Origin of the sequence: Pseudomonas khavaziana, assembly GCF_036704165.1 — a bacterium.
Taxonomy (GTDB): Bacteria; Pseudomonadota; Gammaproteobacteria; order Pseudomonadales; family Pseudomonadaceae; genus Aquipseudomonas; species Aquipseudomonas khavaziana.
In genome coordinates, this window is the sequence record NZ_CP129946.1 from 837608 (window position 1) to 853884 (window position 16277).

Annotated in this window: 15 protein-coding genes; 9 read left to right on the forward strand and 6 right to left on the reverse strand. The window is 60.2% G+C overall.

Annotated features, from left to right (window positions below):
• Nucleotide 1: 1 nt before the first annotated feature.
• Nucleotides 2–892 (reverse strand): LysR family transcriptional regulator, encoded by an 891-nt coding sequence (locus tag QYQ93_RS03620; protein ID WP_043047847.1) that lies wholly within the window; start codon nucleotides 890–892, stop codon nucleotides 2–4.
• Nucleotides 893–1045: 153 nt separating this feature from the next.
• Here QYQ93_RS03620 and QYQ93_RS03625 point away from each other — a divergent pair, with 153 nt between their 5' ends.
• The 9 genes from QYQ93_RS03625 to QYQ93_RS03665 all read left to right on the forward strand — a co-directional run bounded on the left by QYQ93_RS03625 (nucleotide 1046) and on the right by QYQ93_RS03665 (nucleotide 12133).
• Nucleotides 1046–2536: an aldehyde dehydrogenase family protein gene (locus QYQ93_RS03625; RefSeq protein ID WP_338476347.1), complete on the forward strand. Its 1491-nt coding sequence runs from the start codon at nucleotides 1046–1048 to the stop codon at nucleotides 2534–2536.
• Between the two features lie 172 nt (nucleotides 2537–2708).
• A complete protein-coding gene (locus QYQ93_RS03630; protein ID WP_338476349.1) occupies nucleotides 2709–3992 on the forward strand; it encodes an FAD-binding oxidoreductase in 1284 nt (427 codons plus the stop codon).
• A gap of 374 nt (nucleotides 3993–4366) precedes the next feature.
• Nucleotides 4367–5503, forward strand: coding sequence for a branched-chain amino acid ABC transporter substrate-binding protein (locus tag QYQ93_RS03635; RefSeq protein WP_043047844.1), 1137 nt, complete (start codon nucleotides 4367–4369; stop codon nucleotides 5501–5503).
• 182 nt (nucleotides 5504–5685) lie between these two features.
• A complete protein-coding gene (locus tag QYQ93_RS03640; RefSeq protein WP_034125666.1) occupies nucleotides 5686–6600 on the forward strand; it encodes an ABC transporter permease subunit in 915 nt (304 codons plus the stop codon).
• Nucleotides 6601–6602: 2 nt separating this feature from the next.
• On the forward strand, nucleotides 6603–7880 hold the full coding sequence (livM, locus tag QYQ93_RS03645) for a high-affinity branched-chain amino acid ABC transporter permease LivM (RefSeq protein ID WP_217881340.1): 1278 nt from the start codon (nucleotides 6603–6605) through the stop codon (nucleotides 7878–7880).
• Nucleotides 7877–8752, forward strand: a complete 876-nt coding sequence (locus QYQ93_RS03650; RefSeq protein WP_043047842.1) for an ABC transporter ATP-binding protein — start codon at nucleotides 7877–7879, stop codon at nucleotides 8750–8752. Before livM ends, QYQ93_RS03650 begins: the two co-directional genes overlap by 4 nt.
• On the forward strand, nucleotides 8749–9465 hold the full coding sequence (locus tag QYQ93_RS03655; protein WP_043047841.1) for an ABC transporter ATP-binding protein: 717 nt from the start codon (nucleotides 8749–8751) through the stop codon (nucleotides 9463–9465). The genes QYQ93_RS03650 and QYQ93_RS03655 overlap by 4 nt, the downstream gene beginning before the upstream one ends.
• A gap of 779 nt (nucleotides 9466–10244) precedes the next feature.
• A complete protein-coding gene (locus QYQ93_RS03660; protein WP_043047840.1) occupies nucleotides 10245–11012 on the forward strand; it encodes an SDR family oxidoreductase in 768 nt (255 codons plus the stop codon).
• A 215-nt stretch (nucleotides 11013–11227) separates the two neighbouring features.
• Nucleotides 11228–12133: a cation diffusion facilitator family transporter gene (locus tag QYQ93_RS03665; protein WP_338476350.1), complete on the forward strand. Its 906-nt coding sequence runs from the start codon at nucleotides 11228–11230 to the stop codon at nucleotides 12131–12133.
• A gap of 128 nt (nucleotides 12134–12261) precedes the next feature.
• Here the strand turns inward: QYQ93_RS03665 and QYQ93_RS03670 are convergent, their stop codons facing one another.
• The 5 genes from QYQ93_RS03670 to ureE form a co-directional block, all read right to left on the reverse strand.
• Entirely contained in the window at nucleotides 12262–13371 is a 1110-nt protein-coding gene (locus QYQ93_RS03670; RefSeq protein WP_043047836.1) for an AGE family epimerase/isomerase, read from the reverse strand.
• A gap of 171 nt (nucleotides 13372–13542) precedes the next feature.
• Nucleotides 13543–14115 (reverse strand): HupE/UreJ family protein, encoded by a 573-nt coding sequence (locus QYQ93_RS03675; protein WP_043047834.1) that lies wholly within the window; start codon nucleotides 14113–14115, stop codon nucleotides 13543–13545.
• A gap of 22 nt (nucleotides 14116–14137) precedes the next feature.
• Nucleotides 14138–14752, reverse strand: a complete 615-nt coding sequence (gene ureG, locus QYQ93_RS03680) for an urease accessory protein UreG (RefSeq protein ID WP_012721947.1) — start codon at nucleotides 14750–14752, stop codon at nucleotides 14138–14140.
• 21 nt (nucleotides 14753–14773) lie between these two features.
• Nucleotides 14774–15448: an urease accessory protein UreF gene (locus tag QYQ93_RS03685; protein WP_338476351.1), complete on the reverse strand. Its 675-nt coding sequence runs from the start codon at nucleotides 15446–15448 to the stop codon at nucleotides 14774–14776.
• The gene (gene ureE / locus QYQ93_RS03690; RefSeq protein WP_338476352.1) at nucleotides 15445–15945 is read right to left on the reverse strand and encodes an urease accessory protein UreE; all 501 of its coding nucleotides are present in this window, start codon (nucleotides 15943–15945) and stop codon (nucleotides 15445–15447) included. Before ureE ends, QYQ93_RS03685 begins: the two co-directional genes overlap by 4 nt.
• Nucleotides 15946–16277: the final 332 nt, after the last annotated feature.

A 16277-nucleotide genomic window follows, 5' to 3' on the forward strand; every position in this document is an offset into this window, starting at 1 on the left:
ACTAAATAACCTGCTCAAGCATCCATTTCACAAATTCCCTGACCTTCGGCACCTCCGCCGAATGCTCAGGATAAGCCAGGTAATAGGCATCCTGGCTCGGCATCGCATGCTGCCAGGGAATCACCAGCTTGCCCTCGGCCAGTTCCTCCTCCACCAGAAAGCGCGGCAGCAACGCCACGCCACAACCCACCTGCGCGGCGCGGATGCACATATAGAAGGTGTCGAAACGCGGCCCGTGGTAGCTGTGCTCGGTATGCATGCCCTGGCTGGCAAACCAGTCATGCCAACCCTGGGGCCGCGAGGCGTTTTGCAGCAGCACCAGATCGCTCAGTTGCGTGGGGTCGGTGAAGGGGAGGGCGGGCAGGCTGTCGGGCGCACAGACAGGCACCAGCTCTTCGCTGAACAGCTTCAAACTCTCGGTGCCGGGACGCGAACCCTGGCCGAAGTAGAACGCCATATCGGCCTTGCCTTGCAGCAGTTCGTCCGGCTCCTGCTCGTTGCACAGGTCCAGGTGAATCTGCGGATGGCGCAGGCGCCAACCCTTGAGGCGTGGCACCAGCCAGCGTGCGCCGAAGGTGTAGGGCGTGGACACCCGCAGCACTTCGGTCTCGCCGCCATAGGAGCGCAGGTAATGGGTGGACATCTCCACCTGGGTAAGGATCTTGCGCACTTCCACCAGGTACAGATCGCCCGCCGGCGTCATCTGCAAACGGCGGCGTACCCGGCGAAACAGCAGGTGTTGCAGCAGCTCCTCCAGCTGTGCCACCTGTTTGCTCACCGCGCTTTGCGTGAGATTGAGCTCCTCGGCGGCGCGGGTGAAGCTCAGGTGGCGGGTGGCGGCTTCGAAACATTGCAGGGCGGTGATCGAGGGCAAATATCTTTTGTTCAGCACGGCATGCCTCTTTTTATTCTTTGCATGAATAAACGGAATGATATCTCGCCTAATCGTCGTTTGTTGGCAAGTCTTGGGCCAGCTACAAATAAGCTCTGGATCGCCGTGTCTTTGGCGGCGCGAATTTTCTGTTTGAGATTGAAGGAGTGACCCATGGTTGCTGCATTGCTTGATCGTCTCGGGGTAAACCCGGCGCTGTACCAATCGGGCAAGCAGCCCGTGCATTCGCCGATCGATGGTAGCCAGATCGGCATTGTGCACTGGGAAGGCGCCGCCGAGGTGGAGCAACAGGTCAGTCGCGCCGAGCATGCATTCGAGGCCTGGCGCAAGGTGCCGGCACCGCGACGCGGCGAGCTGGTACGCCAGTTTGGCGACGTGCTGCGCCAATACAAGGCCGACCTCGGCGAACTGGTGTCATGGGAAGCCGGCAAGATCACCCAGGAAGGCTTGGGCGAAGTGCAGGAGATGATCGACATCTGCGACTTCGCCGTCGGCCTCTCGCGTCAACTGTATGGCTTGACCATCGCCTCCGAGCGCCCTGGTCACCATATGCGTGAAACCTGGCATCCGCTGGGCGTGGTCGGCGTGATCAGCGCCTTCAACTTTCCGGTGGCCGTGTGGGCGTGGAATACCACCCTGGCCCTGGTGTGCGGTAACGCGGTGATCTGGAAACCCTCGGAAAAAACCCCGCTCACCGCGCTGGCCTGCCAGGCACTGTTCGAGCGCGTGCTGAAAAAATTCGACGGTGCCCCCGAGTACCTCAGCCAGGTGATCATTGGCGGCCGCGACGCCGGCGCCGCGCTGGTGGATGACCCGCGCGTCGCCCTGATCAGTGCCACCGGCAGCACGCGCATGGGCCGCGAAGTGGCGCCGAAAGTCGCTGCGCGTTTTGCCCGCAGCATCCTCGAACTGGGTGGCAACAACGCCATGATCCTCGGCCCGAGCGCCGACCTGGACATGGCCGTGCGCGCCATCCTGTTCAGCGCCGTCGGCACTGCCGGCCAGCGTTGCACCACCCTGCGCCGCCTGATTGCCCATGAGTCGGTCAAGGACGAAATTGTCACGCGCCTCAAGGCCGCCTACTCCAAAGTGCGCATCGGCCACCCGCTGGAAGGCAACCTGATCGGCCCGCTGATCGACAAGCAGGGCTTCGACAACATGCAGGATGCCCTTGAGCAAGCCTTGAGCGAAGGCGGCAAGGTGTTCGGCGGCAAGCGCCAGCTGCAAGACCAATTCCCCAACGCCTATTACGTGTCACCGGCCATCGTGGAAATGCCCGAGCAGAGCGACGTGGTGTGTACCGAGACGTTTGCGCCGATTCTCTACGTGGTCGGCTACACCGATTTCGCCGAAGCCTTGCGCTTGAACAACGCCGTGCCTCAGGGCTTGTCGTCATGCATCTTCACCACCGATGTGCGCGAAGCCGAGCAGTTCATGTCGGCCGTGGGCAGCGATTGCGGGATTGCCAACGTCAACATCGGCCCGAGCGGCGCGGAGATTGGGGGCGCGTTTGGCGGTGAGAAAGAGACCGGCGGCGGGCGTGAATCGGGGTCGGATGCATGGCGCGGGTATATGCGCCGGCAGACCAATACCGTGAACTATTCGCTGGAATTGCCGTTGGCGCAGGGCATCACGTTCGACTGAGTCCTCAAGTCCAAGTGAGGTCAAAATGTGGGAGGGGGCTTGCTCCCGATTGCGGTGGATCAGTTGTACATCTGCTGACTGACACGCCGCCATCGGGAGCAAGCCCCCTCCCACAGTTGATCTCATTTACACATCAAGATTGTTGTCTGTTAGGTCTCATCGGAGTCTGGCAATGGCACTACGCGAAGCATGTTTATGGGAACAACTCACCCCTGGCCGGCCGGATCGTGCCGCGCTCAAGGGCGCGGTCAAGGTGGATGTATGCGTGATCGGAGCCGGCATCACCGGTTTGTCGGCGGCGATTCATTTACTCGAACAGGGTAAAAGCGTTGCCGTGCTGGAGGCCCATCGCAGCGGCCATGGCGGTTCGGGGCGTAACGTCGGGTTGGTCAATGCCGGCATGTGGATCCCGCCGGACGAGATCGAAGCCGGGTTCGGCACGGCGGTGGGCAGCCAGCTCAATCGCATGTTGGGCGCGGCGCCGTCCCTGGTGTTCAGCCTGATCGACAAATACCGCATCGATTGCCAATTGCGCCGCGAGGGCACTTTGCACATGGCCCACAATGCCCGTGGCGAGGCGGATTTACGCAGCCGTGAAGAACAATGGAAACGCCGTGGTGCGCCGGTTGAGTTACTCACCGGGCAAGCATGCGAGCAAGCCACGGGGACCAAGAAAATCGCTGCCGCGTTGCTGGATCGGCGCGCCGGCACCTTGAACCCCATGGCTTACACGGCGGGCTTGGCGAATGCCGCCGTGGGGCTTGGCGGGCAGCTGTTCGACCATTCCCCGGTCACCCAACTGGAGCGCCAAGGTGCCGATTGGTCTGTGCAGACCGACGAGGGCGCGGTGCAGGCCGCACAGGTGGTGATCGCCTCCAATGCCTATACCGAAGGCGAATGGACCGAGCTGCGGCGCAACTTCTTTCCCGGTTATTACTACCAAGTCGCGTCGGCGCCGCTGACCGAGGAGGCCGCCCGGCAGATCCTCCCCGGCGGCCAGGGCTCATGGGATACGCGCCAGGTGTTGAGCAGCATCCGCCGTGATGCCGACGGGCGCCTGTTGCTTGGCAGCCTGGGCAACGGCAACCAAAAACCGGCCTGGTTTCTCAAAGCGTGGGCCGATCGGGTGCAACAGCACTACTTCCCCTACCTCAAAGCGGTGCAATGGGAGTGCACCTGGACCGGCTGCATCGCCTTCACCCCCGACCACCTGATGCGTCTATTCGAACCGGCCCCCGGCCTGGTCGCTGTCACCGGCTATAACGGTCGTGGCGTAACCACCGGCAGCGTGGTGGGCAAGGCGTTTGCCGACTATCTGTGTCACCAGGATCCCCAGGCCCTGCCGATCCCGTTTGCGCCCATGCAACCCTTGGCCGGGGCAAGCCTGCGCAGCTGCTTGTATGAAGCTGGATTCTCGCTGTATCACGCCGGGCAATGTCTTAGGATCGTGATCTGATCAGCGAAATACCTGTCAGAAGCCTGCATTTTCTTAGCAGGCTACCCATCTGTATTGGTGCAAGGCGTAGCAATCTCGCACTGTAAATGTGCAGTTCCGTTACGCACGTTGTTACAGGTGTAGGAACTGTCGTTTATCCCTCTGGTTGCAGGTGCGACCTGTCGAGGTTGTACTTTTTTGGTTCGTTGGTTGCACCTATAGAGGCTAGACGGTTGCACGTCCTGGCAGAAGGCGTCGAAACGCCTGTAATAACAATGACACCGTGTCTTTTTGAAGAATAAAAACGTAATGGCACGCGGCTTGCTCTGAGCTTTCGGTGAAAGGTTTGAATGCAAGTTGTCGTGCCAAAAATCAAAAATATCGGAGCACCACTCATGTCCCAGACGTTTTACAAGAAAGGTTTTCTGGCCCTCGCCGTTGCAGCGGCGCTGGGTGTTTCTACGTTTGTTCAAGCTGATGTGAAGATTGGTGTGGCGGGCCCGATGACGGGCGCCAACGCCGCTTTCGGTGAGCAGTACATGAAGGGTGCCCAGGCGGCAGCCGACGTTATCAACAAGGCCGGCGGCATCAACGGCGAGCAGATCAAGCTGGTCGCCGGCGACGACGCCTGCGAACCTAAACAAGCAGTCGCCGTGGCCAACCGCCTGGCGGATCAGGACAAAGTCATCGGCGTGGTCGGGCACTTCTGCTCCTCGAACACTATTCCGGCATCCGAGGTCTACGACGAAGCCGGCATCATTGCCATCACCCCGGGTTCCACCAACCCCCAAGTCACCGAGCGCGGCCTGAGCGCCATGTTCCGCATGTGCGGGCGTGACGACCAGCAGGGCATCGTCGCCGGCGACTACATCGTCGACGTGCTCAAGGGCAAGAAAGTCGCGGTGATCAACGACAAGGACACCTACGGCAAGGGCCTGGCCGACGCTACCGCTGCGCAGTTGACCAAGCGCGGCGTCAAGCCGGTGCTGGAAGAGGGGCTGACCCGTGGCGAGAAGGACTTCAGCGCCCTGGTCACCAAGATCCGCTCCCTGGGCGCCGACGTGGTGTACTTCGGCGGCTTGCATCCCGAAGCCGGCCCGTTGGTGCGCCAGATCCGTGAAGCCGGTTTGAAAGACGTCAAGTTCATGTCCGATGACGGCGTGGTGACCGACGAACTGGTGGCGACTGCCGGTGGTGCCCAGTATGTCGATGGCGTGTACATGACCTTCGGCGCCGACCCGCGCCTGCTGCCGGACAGCAAGACCGTGGTGGAAGAGTTCCGCAAAAACGGCACCGAGCCGGAAGGCTACACCCTGTACGCCTACGCCTCGATCCAGGCCCTGGCCGCCGGCTTCAACGGTGCCAAGTCCAACAAGGGTGAAGACGCTGCCAAGTGGCTGAAAGCCAACCCGGTCCAGACGGTGATGGGCAAGAAGGAATGGGACGGTAAGGGCGACCTGAAAGTCTCTGACTACGTGGTTTACCAGTGGGACAAAGACGGCAAATACCATCAGCTGGAAAAGCAGAAGTAAGCCATGTGGGAGGGGGCTTGCCCCCGATGCGGTGTATCAGTCAACAGATGTGTAGCTGACCCACCGCAATCGGGAGCAAGCCCCCTCCCACATTGAACAGTATGGTTATTGAGATCTGTTTTTTCCTCCAGAAGCGCCGCACACCCACTGGTGTGCAGGTGCTCACCGCGTGAGATTGCGTTATGGATGGTATTTTCCTGCAGCAACTGGTCAACGGCCTGACCCTCGGGTCGGTCTATGGCCTGATCGCCATCGGCTACACAATGGTCTATGGCATCATTGGCATGATCAACTTCGCCCACGGCGAGGTTTATATGATTTCCGCTTACCTCGCGGCGATCAGTCTGGCACTGCTGGCTTACTTCGGCATCGAATCCTTCCCGCTGCTCATTCTCGGCACCTTGATCTTCACCGTAGTCGTCACCGGCGTGTACGGTTGGGTCATTGAGCGTGTCGCCTATAAACCGTTGCGTAACTCCACCCGACTGGCTCCGCTGATCAGCGCCATCGGTATCTCACTGATCCTGCAGAACTACGCCCAGATCGCCCAGGGCGCCAAGCAACAAGGCATCCCGACCCTGCTGGCCGGCGCCTGGCGTGTCGATATCGGCACTGGCTTCGTGCAACTGACCTATACCAAAGTGTTCATCCTCGTGGCGGCGTTTGCCGGCATGGCGTTGCTCACCTACATCATCAAATACACCAAGCTGGGCCGCATGTGCCGCGCCACCCAGCAAGACCGCAAGATGGCCTCGATTCTGGGTATCAACACCGACCGCGTGATCTCCTACGTGTTTGTCATCGGTGCTGCCATGGCCGCCCTGGCTGGCGTGCTCATCACCCTCAACTACGGCACCTTCGACTTCTATGCCGGCTTCATTATCGGTATCAAGGCATTTACCGCAGCGGTACTCGGCGGCATCGGCTCCCTGCCTGGAGCGATGCTCGGCGGGATCATCCTCGGTATCTCCGAGTCGCTGTTCGCAGGGTTGATCAACTCTGACTACAAAGACGTGTTCAGTTTCTCCCTGCTGGTGGTGATTCTGATTTTCCGTCCCCAGGGCCTGCTTGGTCGCCCACTTGTGGCGAAGGTGTAAACATGTCTGCTGCCAAATCGATTGATATCAAGAAAAGTGTGGTCGATACGGTCCTCGCCGGGCTGATTTCGCTGATCGTGTTCGGCCCCATCGTCGGTGTGGTGCTCGACGGCTACAGCTTCAACCTGGAGCCGGTGCGCGTTGCCACGTTGGTCGCCATTGTGATGGCTGGGCGCTTTGCCCTCAGCCTGTTCCTGCAAACCCCCAAAGGCGTGAAGATCCTGCAGGGTTTCGAAAGCAGCGGCTCGGGCGTGCACGTGCTGCCACCGGACTACAAGTCGCGGCTGCGCTGGATTATTCCGGCGCTGATCGTGATCGCCATCGTGTTTCCGATTTTCGCCAACAAATACCTGCTCACCGTGGTCATCCTCGGGTTGATCTACGTCTTGCTCGGCCTGGGCCTGAACATTGTCGTCGGCCTGGCCGGCCTGCTTGACCTGGGTTACGTGGCGTTTTATGCCATTGGTGCCTACGGCCTGGCGCTGGGCTACCAATACCTCGGCCTGGGTTTCTGGACGGTGCTGCCGCTGGCGGCCATCGCAGCGGCGCTAGCCGGATGCATACTTGGCTTTCCAGTGCTGCGAATGCACGGTGACTACCTGGCCATCGTGACCCTGGGCTTTGGTGAAATCATTCGCCTGGTGCTCAATAACTGGCTGTCGTTCACCGGCGGTCCCAACGGTATGCCAGTGCCTTCGCCGACCTTCCTGGGCCTGGAGTTCGGCAAGCGGGCGAAGGATGGCGGCATCCCGTTCCACGAGTTCTTTGGCATCGATTACAACCCCAACGTCAAGTTCATGTTCATCTATATCGTGCTGTTCCTGGTGGTGCTGGCGGTGCTGTACATCAAGCACAGGCTCACGCGCATGCCGGTGGGCCGCGCATGGGAAGCCTTGCGCGAGGATGAGATAGCCTGCCGTTCCATGGGCCTGAACCACGTGCTGGTCAAGCTCTCGGCATTCACCATTGGCGCGTCCACCGCCGGGTTGGCCGGGGTGTTCTTTGCCAGTTACCAGGGCTTCGTCAATCCGTCGTCGTTTACCTTCTTCGAGTCGGCGTTGATCCTCGCCATTGTGGTGCTCGGAGGCATGGGCTCGACGGTGGGCGTGGTGATCGCGGCATTCGTACTGACCGTGGCGCCCGAACTGCTGCGCAGCTTCTCCGAGTACCGCGTCCTGCTGTTTGGGGTGCTGATGGTGGTGATGATGATCTGGCGACCGCGTGGCTTGATTCGGATCAGCCGTACCGGTGTGACGCCACGTAAGGGGGTAGCACCATGAGCAAGGAAGTTGTGCTGTCCGTGGAACACCTGATGATGCATTTCGGTGGCATCAAGGCCTTGAGCGATGTGAGCCTCAAGGTCGAACGCAACTCGATCTTCGCCCTGATCGGCCCCAACGGCGCCGGCAAGACCACGGTGTTCAACTGCCTCACCGGCTTTTACAAAGCCAGCGGCGGCAAGATCGAACTCAACGTGCGAGGCCAGCAGACCAACGTGATCCAACTGCTCGGCGAGCGCTTCAAGGCGGTGGACTTCGTGTCGCCGAAAAACTTTCTCAGCCGCGTGTACTACAAGATGTTCGGCGGCACTCACTTGGTGAACCGCGCCGGCCTGGCGCGGACCTTCCAGAACATCCGCCTGTTCAAGGAAATGTCGGTGCTGGAAAACCTGCTGGTGGCCCAGCATATGTGGGTCAACCGCAACCTGCTGGCCGGCATCCTCAACACCAAAGGCTACCGTAAGGCCGAAAGCGACGCCCTCGACCATGCCTTTTACTGGCTGGAAGTGGTCGACCTGGTGGACTGTGCCAACCGCCTGGCCGGCGAGCTCTCCTACGGGCAGCAGCGCCGCCTGGAAATCGCCCGCGCCATGTGCACGCGGCCGCAGATCATCTGCCTGGACGAGCCCGCTGCGGGCCTCAACCCCCAGGAAACCGAAGCCCTCAGCGCGATGATTCGCCTGCTGCGCGACGAACACGACCTCACGGTGGTGCTGATCGAGCACGACATGGGCATGGTGATGAGTATTTCCGACCACATCGTGGTGCTGGACCACGGCAACGTGATCGCAGAAGGCGGCCCGGAGGCGATCCGCAACGACCCGAAAGTGATAGCGGCCTACCTGGGCGCAGACGAAGAGGAACTGGTATGAGCGCGCCTATCCTCGAAATGAAGGACCTGGACGTGTATTACGGCCCGATCCAGGCCCTGAAAAAAGTCTCGCTGTACATCAACGAAGGCGAAACCGTCAGCCTGATCGGCTCCAACGGCGCGGGTAAATCCACGTTGCTGATGTCGATCTTCGGCCAGCCTCGGGCCGAGTCGGGGCAGATTCTGTACAACGGCGTCGACATTACCCACAAGTCGTCCCACTACATCGCCTCCAACGGCATTGCGCAGTCGCCGGAAGGGCGGCGGGTATTCCCCGACATGACCGTCGAGGAAAACCTGCTGATGGGCACCATCCCCATCGGCGACAAGTTCGCCGGCGAGGATATGCAACGCATGTTCGAGCTATTCCCACGGCTCAAGGAGCGGCGCAACCAGCGGGCCATGACCATGTCCGGTGGCGAACAGCAAATGCTTGCCATCGCCCGTGCATTGATGAGTAGGCCCAGGCTGTTGCTGCTGGATGAGCCGAGCCTGGGATTGGCGCCTATTGTGGTGAAGCAGATCTTCTCAACCCTGCGTGAGCTGGCCTCCACCGGGATGACCATCTTCCTGGTGGAGCAGAATGCCAACCATGCGCTGCGTTTGTCGGATCGGGCGTATGTGATGGTCAATGGCGAGATTCGCCTGACGGGGACTGGCAAGGAATTGCTGGTGAACGAGGAAGTGCGCAACGCCTACCTCGGCGGTCACTAAAACCCTGTAGGAGCGAGCTTGCTCGCGAAAAGCGTCAACGATAACGTGCACATCCTGGATGGACGCGGTGTCCTTGAGTTCTTCGCGAGCAAGCTCGCTCCTACAGTTGTTCTGGGATGTCCACAAGCCTTTCTCCAAATTGTGGAAAACAAATCCAGCCACCCTCTAAAGCGCGACATATAGCCGCCGCAAATCCCTGTTTTGTCACAGTTTTGACTTGTCCCCATCCACTGTGGAACCGGCTGTGGGTAACGTGGGAGTAGCTGGCTGAAAGCCTTTAAACACGTGGCTTACAGCCTTGTGGTTGTTTTTTGATCAGCCGCTTTTTCGCGGCTGTCCGAGGGTTTTGTCAACCTGTTTAAAGACACAGGTATATGACCAAAATATGTCCGTCCAGGCTGTGGATAAGTCTGTGACTAAACTCTGGAAAGACCCCCGCAGGGGCCGGAATGACTGGCCTGGAGCCATCGTTATGGTTTTCCGCATATGTCAGCGGCTACATACGACCTCGTCCAGGTCAAGCAAAAAACTTTCCAGACCCGCCTGAAAGCCTTGTACACAGCGGCTTCGAGCAGTTTGCACTTGCCCCCAAAGACTGTGGGCGCAGTTGTGGATAACCTGCGCGCATATGGCTGCAAGCCACGGTTTATAAGGCTCTGCTCGAAGTGGTTAAAAAATGATCAATCATGCCTCAAGATGTGTGCATAGCGGTTGCCGCAGGGGCGGTGTAAGGGCATTCTGCTGGCTGCTTTTTTCCCGATACCCGCAAGGAGAACACCATGTCCGACACGTTATTTATCACTGGCGCCACTTCAGGTTTCGGCGAAGCCTGTGCCCGTCGTTTTGCCGAAGCCGGCTGGAAACTGGTGCTTACCGGTCGCCGTGCCGAGCGCTTGAATGCGCTGGTTGAAGAGCTTTCCAAGCAGACCGAAGTGCATGGCCTGGTGGTGGATGTGCGTGATCGCAAGGGCATGGAAGACGCCATTGCCAACCTGCCGCCATCGTTCGCCAAGCTGCGTGGCTTGATCAACAATGCCGGCCTGGCCGTGGGCACCGACCCTGCGCCCAAGTGCAACCTCGACGATTGGGAAACCATGGTCGACACCAACATCAAGGGGCTGCTGACCACCACCAGTCTGTTGCTGCCGCGCCTGATCGCCCATGGTCGCGGCGCCGGGATCATCAACCTGGGTTCCATCGCCGGTAACTACCCGTACCCGGGCAGCCATGTGTATGGCGGCTCCAAGGCATTCGTAAAGCAGTTCTCGTTGAACCTGCGCTGCGACCTGCAAGGCACCGGCGTACGTGTGACCAACATCGAGCCGGGCCTGTGTGAGAGCGAGTTTTCGCTGGTGCGGTTTGGTGGAGACCAGGCACGTTATGACGCCACCTATGCAGGTGCCGAGCCGATCCAGCCGCAGGACATCGCCGACACGATCTTCTGGGTGATGAACACCCCGGCGCACGTGAATATCAACAGGTTGGAGCTGATGCCGGTGAGCCAGACCTGGGCTGGGTTTGCGATTGAGCGTGGGGCCAAGGCTTAAGTACCTGCGCAATACATTGTAGGAGCGAGCTTGCTCGCGAAAAACGTTAACGATGACGCGGGCATCCTGAATGCACGCGGCGCGCTCGGGTTTTTCGCGAGCAAGCTCGCTCCTACAATAAATGGCGTCAAATCGGCCAAAACAGGACATAAGGTACACTCCGCTCCTGAAAACCCTCCGCACTGTGCGGTTTAAAGGTTTTGACAGGAGGAAATGTGAGTAACCGAGGTGAGCAGGCACTGCTCAAACAATCGACGATCCTGATGTTCGCTGTGGCGATCGCCGGGATTGTCACGGGCGTGATATCCGGCGCCCAATCCATTCTGTTCGACGGTTTTTTCTCGCTGATCGCCACCGCCATCAAGGTGCTGATGCTGATCACGGCCAAGCTGATCGCCAAGAAAAGCAACGAGCGCTTCCAGTTCGGTTACTGGCACCTGGAGCCGATGGTGCTGTTGATCGAAGGCAGCTTCCTGCTGCTGATCGCCATCTACGCGTTCCTCAATGGTGTGTTCGGCATTATCAATGGCGGGCGCGAGATCGAGTTGGGGTTGGTGATCATTTATGCGGCAGTGTTTACCGTCGTGGAGTTCGCCTATTTCTTCTATGTGCGCTACCGCAACCGCAGCCTCAAATCATCGCTGATCCAGTTCGACAACATCAGTTGGCTGGTGGACGCGATGCTCTCGGTGGGCTTGCTGATCAGCTTCCTTGCCGCGCTGTTGCTCAAGTCCCAGGGCTATGGCGAGTGGGCGGTGTATGTCGACCCGTTGATCCTGATTCTGCTGGCCCTGAGCATGCTGGCGCCGGCGTTCAAGATCCTGCGCCCGGCGTTGCGCGAGGTATTGGGAATTGCCCCGGACCACTTGGACGACAAAGTGCGCGAAGTAATGGACGCGGCGCAGGCCAAGCACGGTTTCGACGATTACGTGTCCTATGTGCAGAAGCACGGGCGCGCGCGGTTTATTGAGATTCATGTGGTATTGCCCGCGGATTACCCGGTGGATAAGGTGGCGACGCTGGATGGGCTGCGTGAAGAGATATCCACAGGGCTGGGCACGCCGGATGCGGCGCGTTGGCTGACGATCAGCTTTACCGGGGATCGCAAGTGGATTGCGTGATGGGCCGTTAGACCGAGGTGAGGCTATCGGGAGCAAGCCCCCTCCCACATTGGAAAGGGTTCACAGATCTTGATTTGTTAACCCATTCAAGTTTGGGAGGGGGCTTGCCCCCGATGAGGCCCTGAAGATCACCCAAACTGCTTGATCAAACCCTGGTAGCAGGTCGCCAAGTGATACGGCGTAGTCGACGGCATATCCCGTCGGCTCACGGCGCCCTGGGCATCCAGGCATTCATGCCAGCCCTTGGCATGCAGAAAATGCTCTTGCAGCGCCAGCAACTGGCGCTGCAGCACCGCTTCACTGCCTGGCCGTAACGTCAGTGCCCGCACGTACTCGGCCTGAGCCCAGATACGTTGGGTGCCGTCGCGCACCGCGCCATCCAGCGCAAGCATGCCACTGACCGCACCGCTCGATTTATCCACACCCATTTCTTCGGCATAGGCAAACGCCCGTGTCAGTGACGCATGCAGCGGTGTGCCGCGCAGCACCTCTGACGATTCCAGCAAAAAGAACCATTCGAACTGGTGCCCCGGCTCAAACCAGTTATCCACAGCTCCCAGCGGTTTTTCCATCATCACGCCATGCTCGCGGTCGATGAAGCGTTGCTGCATGGCCGTCGCCAACGCCAGCAGGGCCGCCTGTACTTCGGCATCCTCACGCACTGCGAGGGTCGCAAGGAAGCCTTCGGCCAGGTGCATCAATGGGTTCTGCAATGGCCCTGAGCCCAGCGAGGCCCAGTTGCGCTCCAGCACGGCCTCATACAAGCCATCGTTCGTGGCAAAGCGCTGGGCGACCACTTCCAGGGCGGCATTTAGTACCGATTCCACCAACGGTTCACGCACCTTGGCCCAGTAATGGGCGCAGGCAAAGATGATGAAGGCGTGGGTATAGAGGTCTTTGCGTTTGTCCAGCGGTTGGCCGGCCGGGTCGATGCTGTAGAACCAGCCACCGTGCTCGGCATCATGGAAGTGCCGTTGCAGGGAACGGAACAGCGCCGCCGCGCGTTCTTCGGCAAAGCCCGCCCCGGGCTCGCCGATCAGGCTGGCGAACACATACAACTGACGGGCGCAGGCCATGGCGCGGTAGCGTTGCGGGGGCAGCGGCTGGTGATCGGCGTCCAGCGCCTCGAAGGGCAGTGCCAGGTCGGCATTCCAGCCTGGGCCTTGCCATAGGGGGACGATCAGGTCGTGGAAGTGCGTGAGCACGGTGTTCAAGGAAGGGGGGGAAGCGCTGGGCATTGGCTGGCGTCGTCACGGCAGGGGTGTAGGCGCGCATGGTAGCAGGCTTGGCAACTGTGGTGTCTGCGCTACCGCCATCGGGAGCAAGCCCCCTCCCACATTTTGATTTGTGAATACAGTCAAGTGTGGGAGGGGGCTTGCCCCCGATGGCGCCTTCAGCAGCGCCGCAAATCACCCCGCCAACAACCAAACCCCAGTCGCCGCCGAAGCCGCCCCGGCCACTCGCACCAAGGGCGCCGCCGCAACCGGCAGAAAGCGCACAACGGCATAGCCCAAGGCATGCAACACCGCAGTCGCTCCCACAAACCCAGCGGCATACGCCCAAGGGCTGGTCATGTCCGGCAATTCCAGACCATGGGCAACACCATGGAACAACGCAAACAACGCCGTAGCACCCACGGCTACGAAAAGCGGCGGCCGTACTGCCAATGCCACCGCCAGGCCCAACGCCAGCACCGACGCCGCAATCCCGCTTTCCAGTGCCGGCAATTGCAGCCCTTCAAAGCCCAGCACCCCGCCAATCAACATGGTGCCAACGAAGGCACAAGGCAGCGCCCAACGTGCATTGCCTTGTTGCTGCGCCGCCCATAGACCGACCGCCACCATGGCCAGCAAATGATCAAGGCCGCCCAGCGGGTGGCTAATACCGGCCACCAGGCCGTTGTCGCCGTGGCCCGGGTGGGCGAAGGCAAGGGCAGGGACGAGCAGCAGCGTGGCCGCGGCGAGGAATTTGTTGAGGCTCATGAACAGGTTCCTTATAGGTTGATCAGGCAGCGGTCAGCAGGCCCTGGCGTTCGATAAAGGCGACGATCTCCTCCAGGCCGACCCCGGTTTTCTGGTTGCTGAACACAAAGGGTTTACCGTTGCGCATGCGCTGAGTGTCGCTGTTCATCAGTTCCAGCGAGGCACCCACCAGCGGAGCCAGGTCGATCTTGTTGATCACCAGCAAGTCGGATTTGCAAATACCGGGCCCGCCCTTGCGTGGCAGCTTGTCGCCAGCGGACACATCGATCACATAGATGGTCAGGTCCGACAGTTCCGGGCTGAAAGTGGCCGACAGGTTGTCGCCGCCGGATTCCACCAGAATCAGGTCAAGGCCCGGAAAGCGGCGGTTGAGCTGGTCCACGGCTTCCAGGTTGATCGAGGCGTCTTCGCGAATCGCGGTGTGCGGGCAACCGCCGGTTTCCACGCCGATGATGCGCTCGGGCGCCAGGGCCTGGTTGCGTACCAGAAAATCGGCGTCTTCGCGGGTGTAGATGTCGTTGGTGACCACCGCCAGGTTATAGCGATCACGCAGCGCCAGGCACAGGGCCAGGGTCAAGGCGGTCTTGCCGGAGCCCACCGGGCCACCGATACCGACGCGCAGGGGTTGGGTGTTCATATCTGGTTCTCCAAAAAAATCCTAGGATCGGAACAGGCGGCTGTATTGGCGCTCGTGGGCCATGCACGCCAGGGACAGGCCAAAGGCGGCGCTGCCCAAATGCTTGGGGTCGACGCGTTCGGCGTCTTGCTGGGCTTGTTGCAGCAGCGGCAACAGTTCGCTGGTCAGACGTTGTGCGGCTTGCTGGCCGAGGGGCAGGGTTTTCATCAACACCGCCAACTGATTTTCCAGCCAGCTCCACAGCCAGGCGGCGAGGGCGTCCTCAGGGCTGATACGCCAGGCGCGGGCGGCCAGGGCCCAGCCGAGGGCCAGGTGCGGTTCGCCGCGTTGTGCAAGGAACTCACGGGCGGCACTGTCCAGTTCCGGCAAGCCAGTGAGCAGTTGTTGCAGGGAATAGCCCATCTGCCGGCTCTCCTGATACAGCTCGCGGGTCTCGCGGCTGGCACGATGTTCTTCGCACAACTGCGCCAGTGCGGCCCAGTCCAGTGCAGCGGCAGCACGGCAATGGGCGAGCAACAGGGGTGCTTCGAAGCGCGCCAGATTGAGCAGCAACTGATCGCTGATCCAGCGCCGTGCATTCGCGGCATCCTGTACGTGACCATTGTCCACGGCCATTTCCAAACCCTGGGAATAGCTGTAGCCGCCAATCGGCAATTGTGGACTGGCCAGGCGCAACAGCGCCCAGGCTGGGTTCATAGACGTACGCCGAACTGGTGCAGTTTGGGCGGGTAGTTGAAGTCTTCGTCGCCATGGCGCGAGTGATGATGGCCGCCGCCGTAGGCGCCATGCTCAGGCTGGAATGGCGCCTCGATGGTCTGGGTGTCGGCACCCAACTGTTCCAGCATCGCCTTGAGCACGTAGTCGTCAAGCAGACGCAGCCAGCCGTCGCCGACTTGCAGGGCCACATGGCGGTTACCCAGATGGTAGGCAGCGCGGGTCAGTTCAAACGCGTTGCGGCAAGTGACGTGCAGCAGCTGTTCAGGTCTGGCGCGAACGCGTACGACACGTCCGTCTTCGGCTTGTAGGAATTCGCCGTCGTGCAGCGGTGGCTGACCACGCTCCAGAAACAGGCCGACGTCTTCACCGTCGGCACTGAAACAGCGCAGGCGGCTTTTGCTGCGGGCTTCGAAGTTCAGCAGCAACTCAGCGGCCCAGAGGGCTTGGGAGGCGATTCGGCGGTGGATCACCAGCATCAGTAGGCTTCCAGCTATGAGCAATAGCAGTGCTAGAGCAAGGGGCTTGCCAACCCGCTATAGCCGTAGGAATTGCCTGTCGGTACGGGTTGTGGAGCCTGGATGGGGCATACACGGGTTGTATGGTTGTTTCAATTTGGTGCGTATGTTTGGTTATAGCACTGGAAAAGGGCGCTTTTCCTGAAAGAGGCCTTGGATTGTATGAAGCTTCTTTCATCCAATTATCCATTGCATTTTTAGGGAATTATCCTACACAGATGCAAGAATCCGCCTTCATGGGCTTACGTGATGGTTCTTTAAGATTCGCGCCGTGTTTAATTCACCGCGATATT

What these genes read in the sequence shown, in the direction of transcription:
- QYQ93_RS03635 (WP_043047844.1), top strand. Translation starts at nt 4,367, where the DNA reads ATGTCCCAGACGTTTTACAAGAAAGGTTTTCTGGCCCTCGCCGTTGCA.
- ureE (WP_338476352.1), bottom strand. Translation starts at nt 15,945, where the DNA reads ATGCTGGTGATCCACCGCCGAATCGCCTCCCAAGCCCTCTGGGCCGCT.
- QYQ93_RS03660 (WP_043047840.1), top strand. Translation starts at nt 10,245, where the DNA reads ATGTCCGACACGTTATTTATCACTGGCGCCACTTCAGGTTTCGGCGAA.
- QYQ93_RS03670 (WP_043047836.1), bottom strand. Translation starts at nt 13,371, where the DNA reads ATGCCCAGCGCTTCCCCCCCTTCCTTGAACACCGTGCTCACGCACTTC.
- livM (WP_217881340.1), top strand. Translation starts at nt 6,603, where the DNA reads ATGTCTGCTGCCAAATCGATTGATATCAAGAAAAGTGTGGTCGATACG.
- QYQ93_RS03640 (WP_034125666.1), top strand. Translation starts at nt 5,686, where the DNA reads ATGGATGGTATTTTCCTGCAGCAACTGGTCAACGGCCTGACCCTCGGG.
- QYQ93_RS03630 (WP_338476349.1), top strand. Translation starts at nt 2,709, where the DNA reads ATGGCACTACGCGAAGCATGTTTATGGGAACAACTCACCCCTGGCCGG.
- ureG (WP_012721947.1), bottom strand. Translation starts at nt 14,752, where the DNA reads ATGAACACCCAACCCCTGCGCGTCGGTATCGGTGGCCCGGTGGGCTCC.
- QYQ93_RS03685 (WP_338476351.1), bottom strand. Translation starts at nt 15,448, where the DNA reads ATGAACCCAGCCTGGGCGCTGTTGCGCCTGGCCAGTCCACAATTGCCG.
- QYQ93_RS03625 (WP_338476347.1), top strand. Translation starts at nt 1,046, where the DNA reads ATGGTTGCTGCATTGCTTGATCGTCTCGGGGTAAACCCGGCGCTGTAC.
- QYQ93_RS03655 (WP_043047841.1), top strand. Translation starts at nt 8,749, where the DNA reads ATGAGCGCGCCTATCCTCGAAATGAAGGACCTGGACGTGTATTACGGC.
- QYQ93_RS03650 (WP_043047842.1), top strand. Translation starts at nt 7,877, where the DNA reads ATGAGCAAGGAAGTTGTGCTGTCCGTGGAACACCTGATGATGCATTTC.
- QYQ93_RS03675 (WP_043047834.1), bottom strand. Translation starts at nt 14,115, where the DNA reads ATGAGCCTCAACAAATTCCTCGCCGCGGCCACGCTGCTGCTCGTCCCT.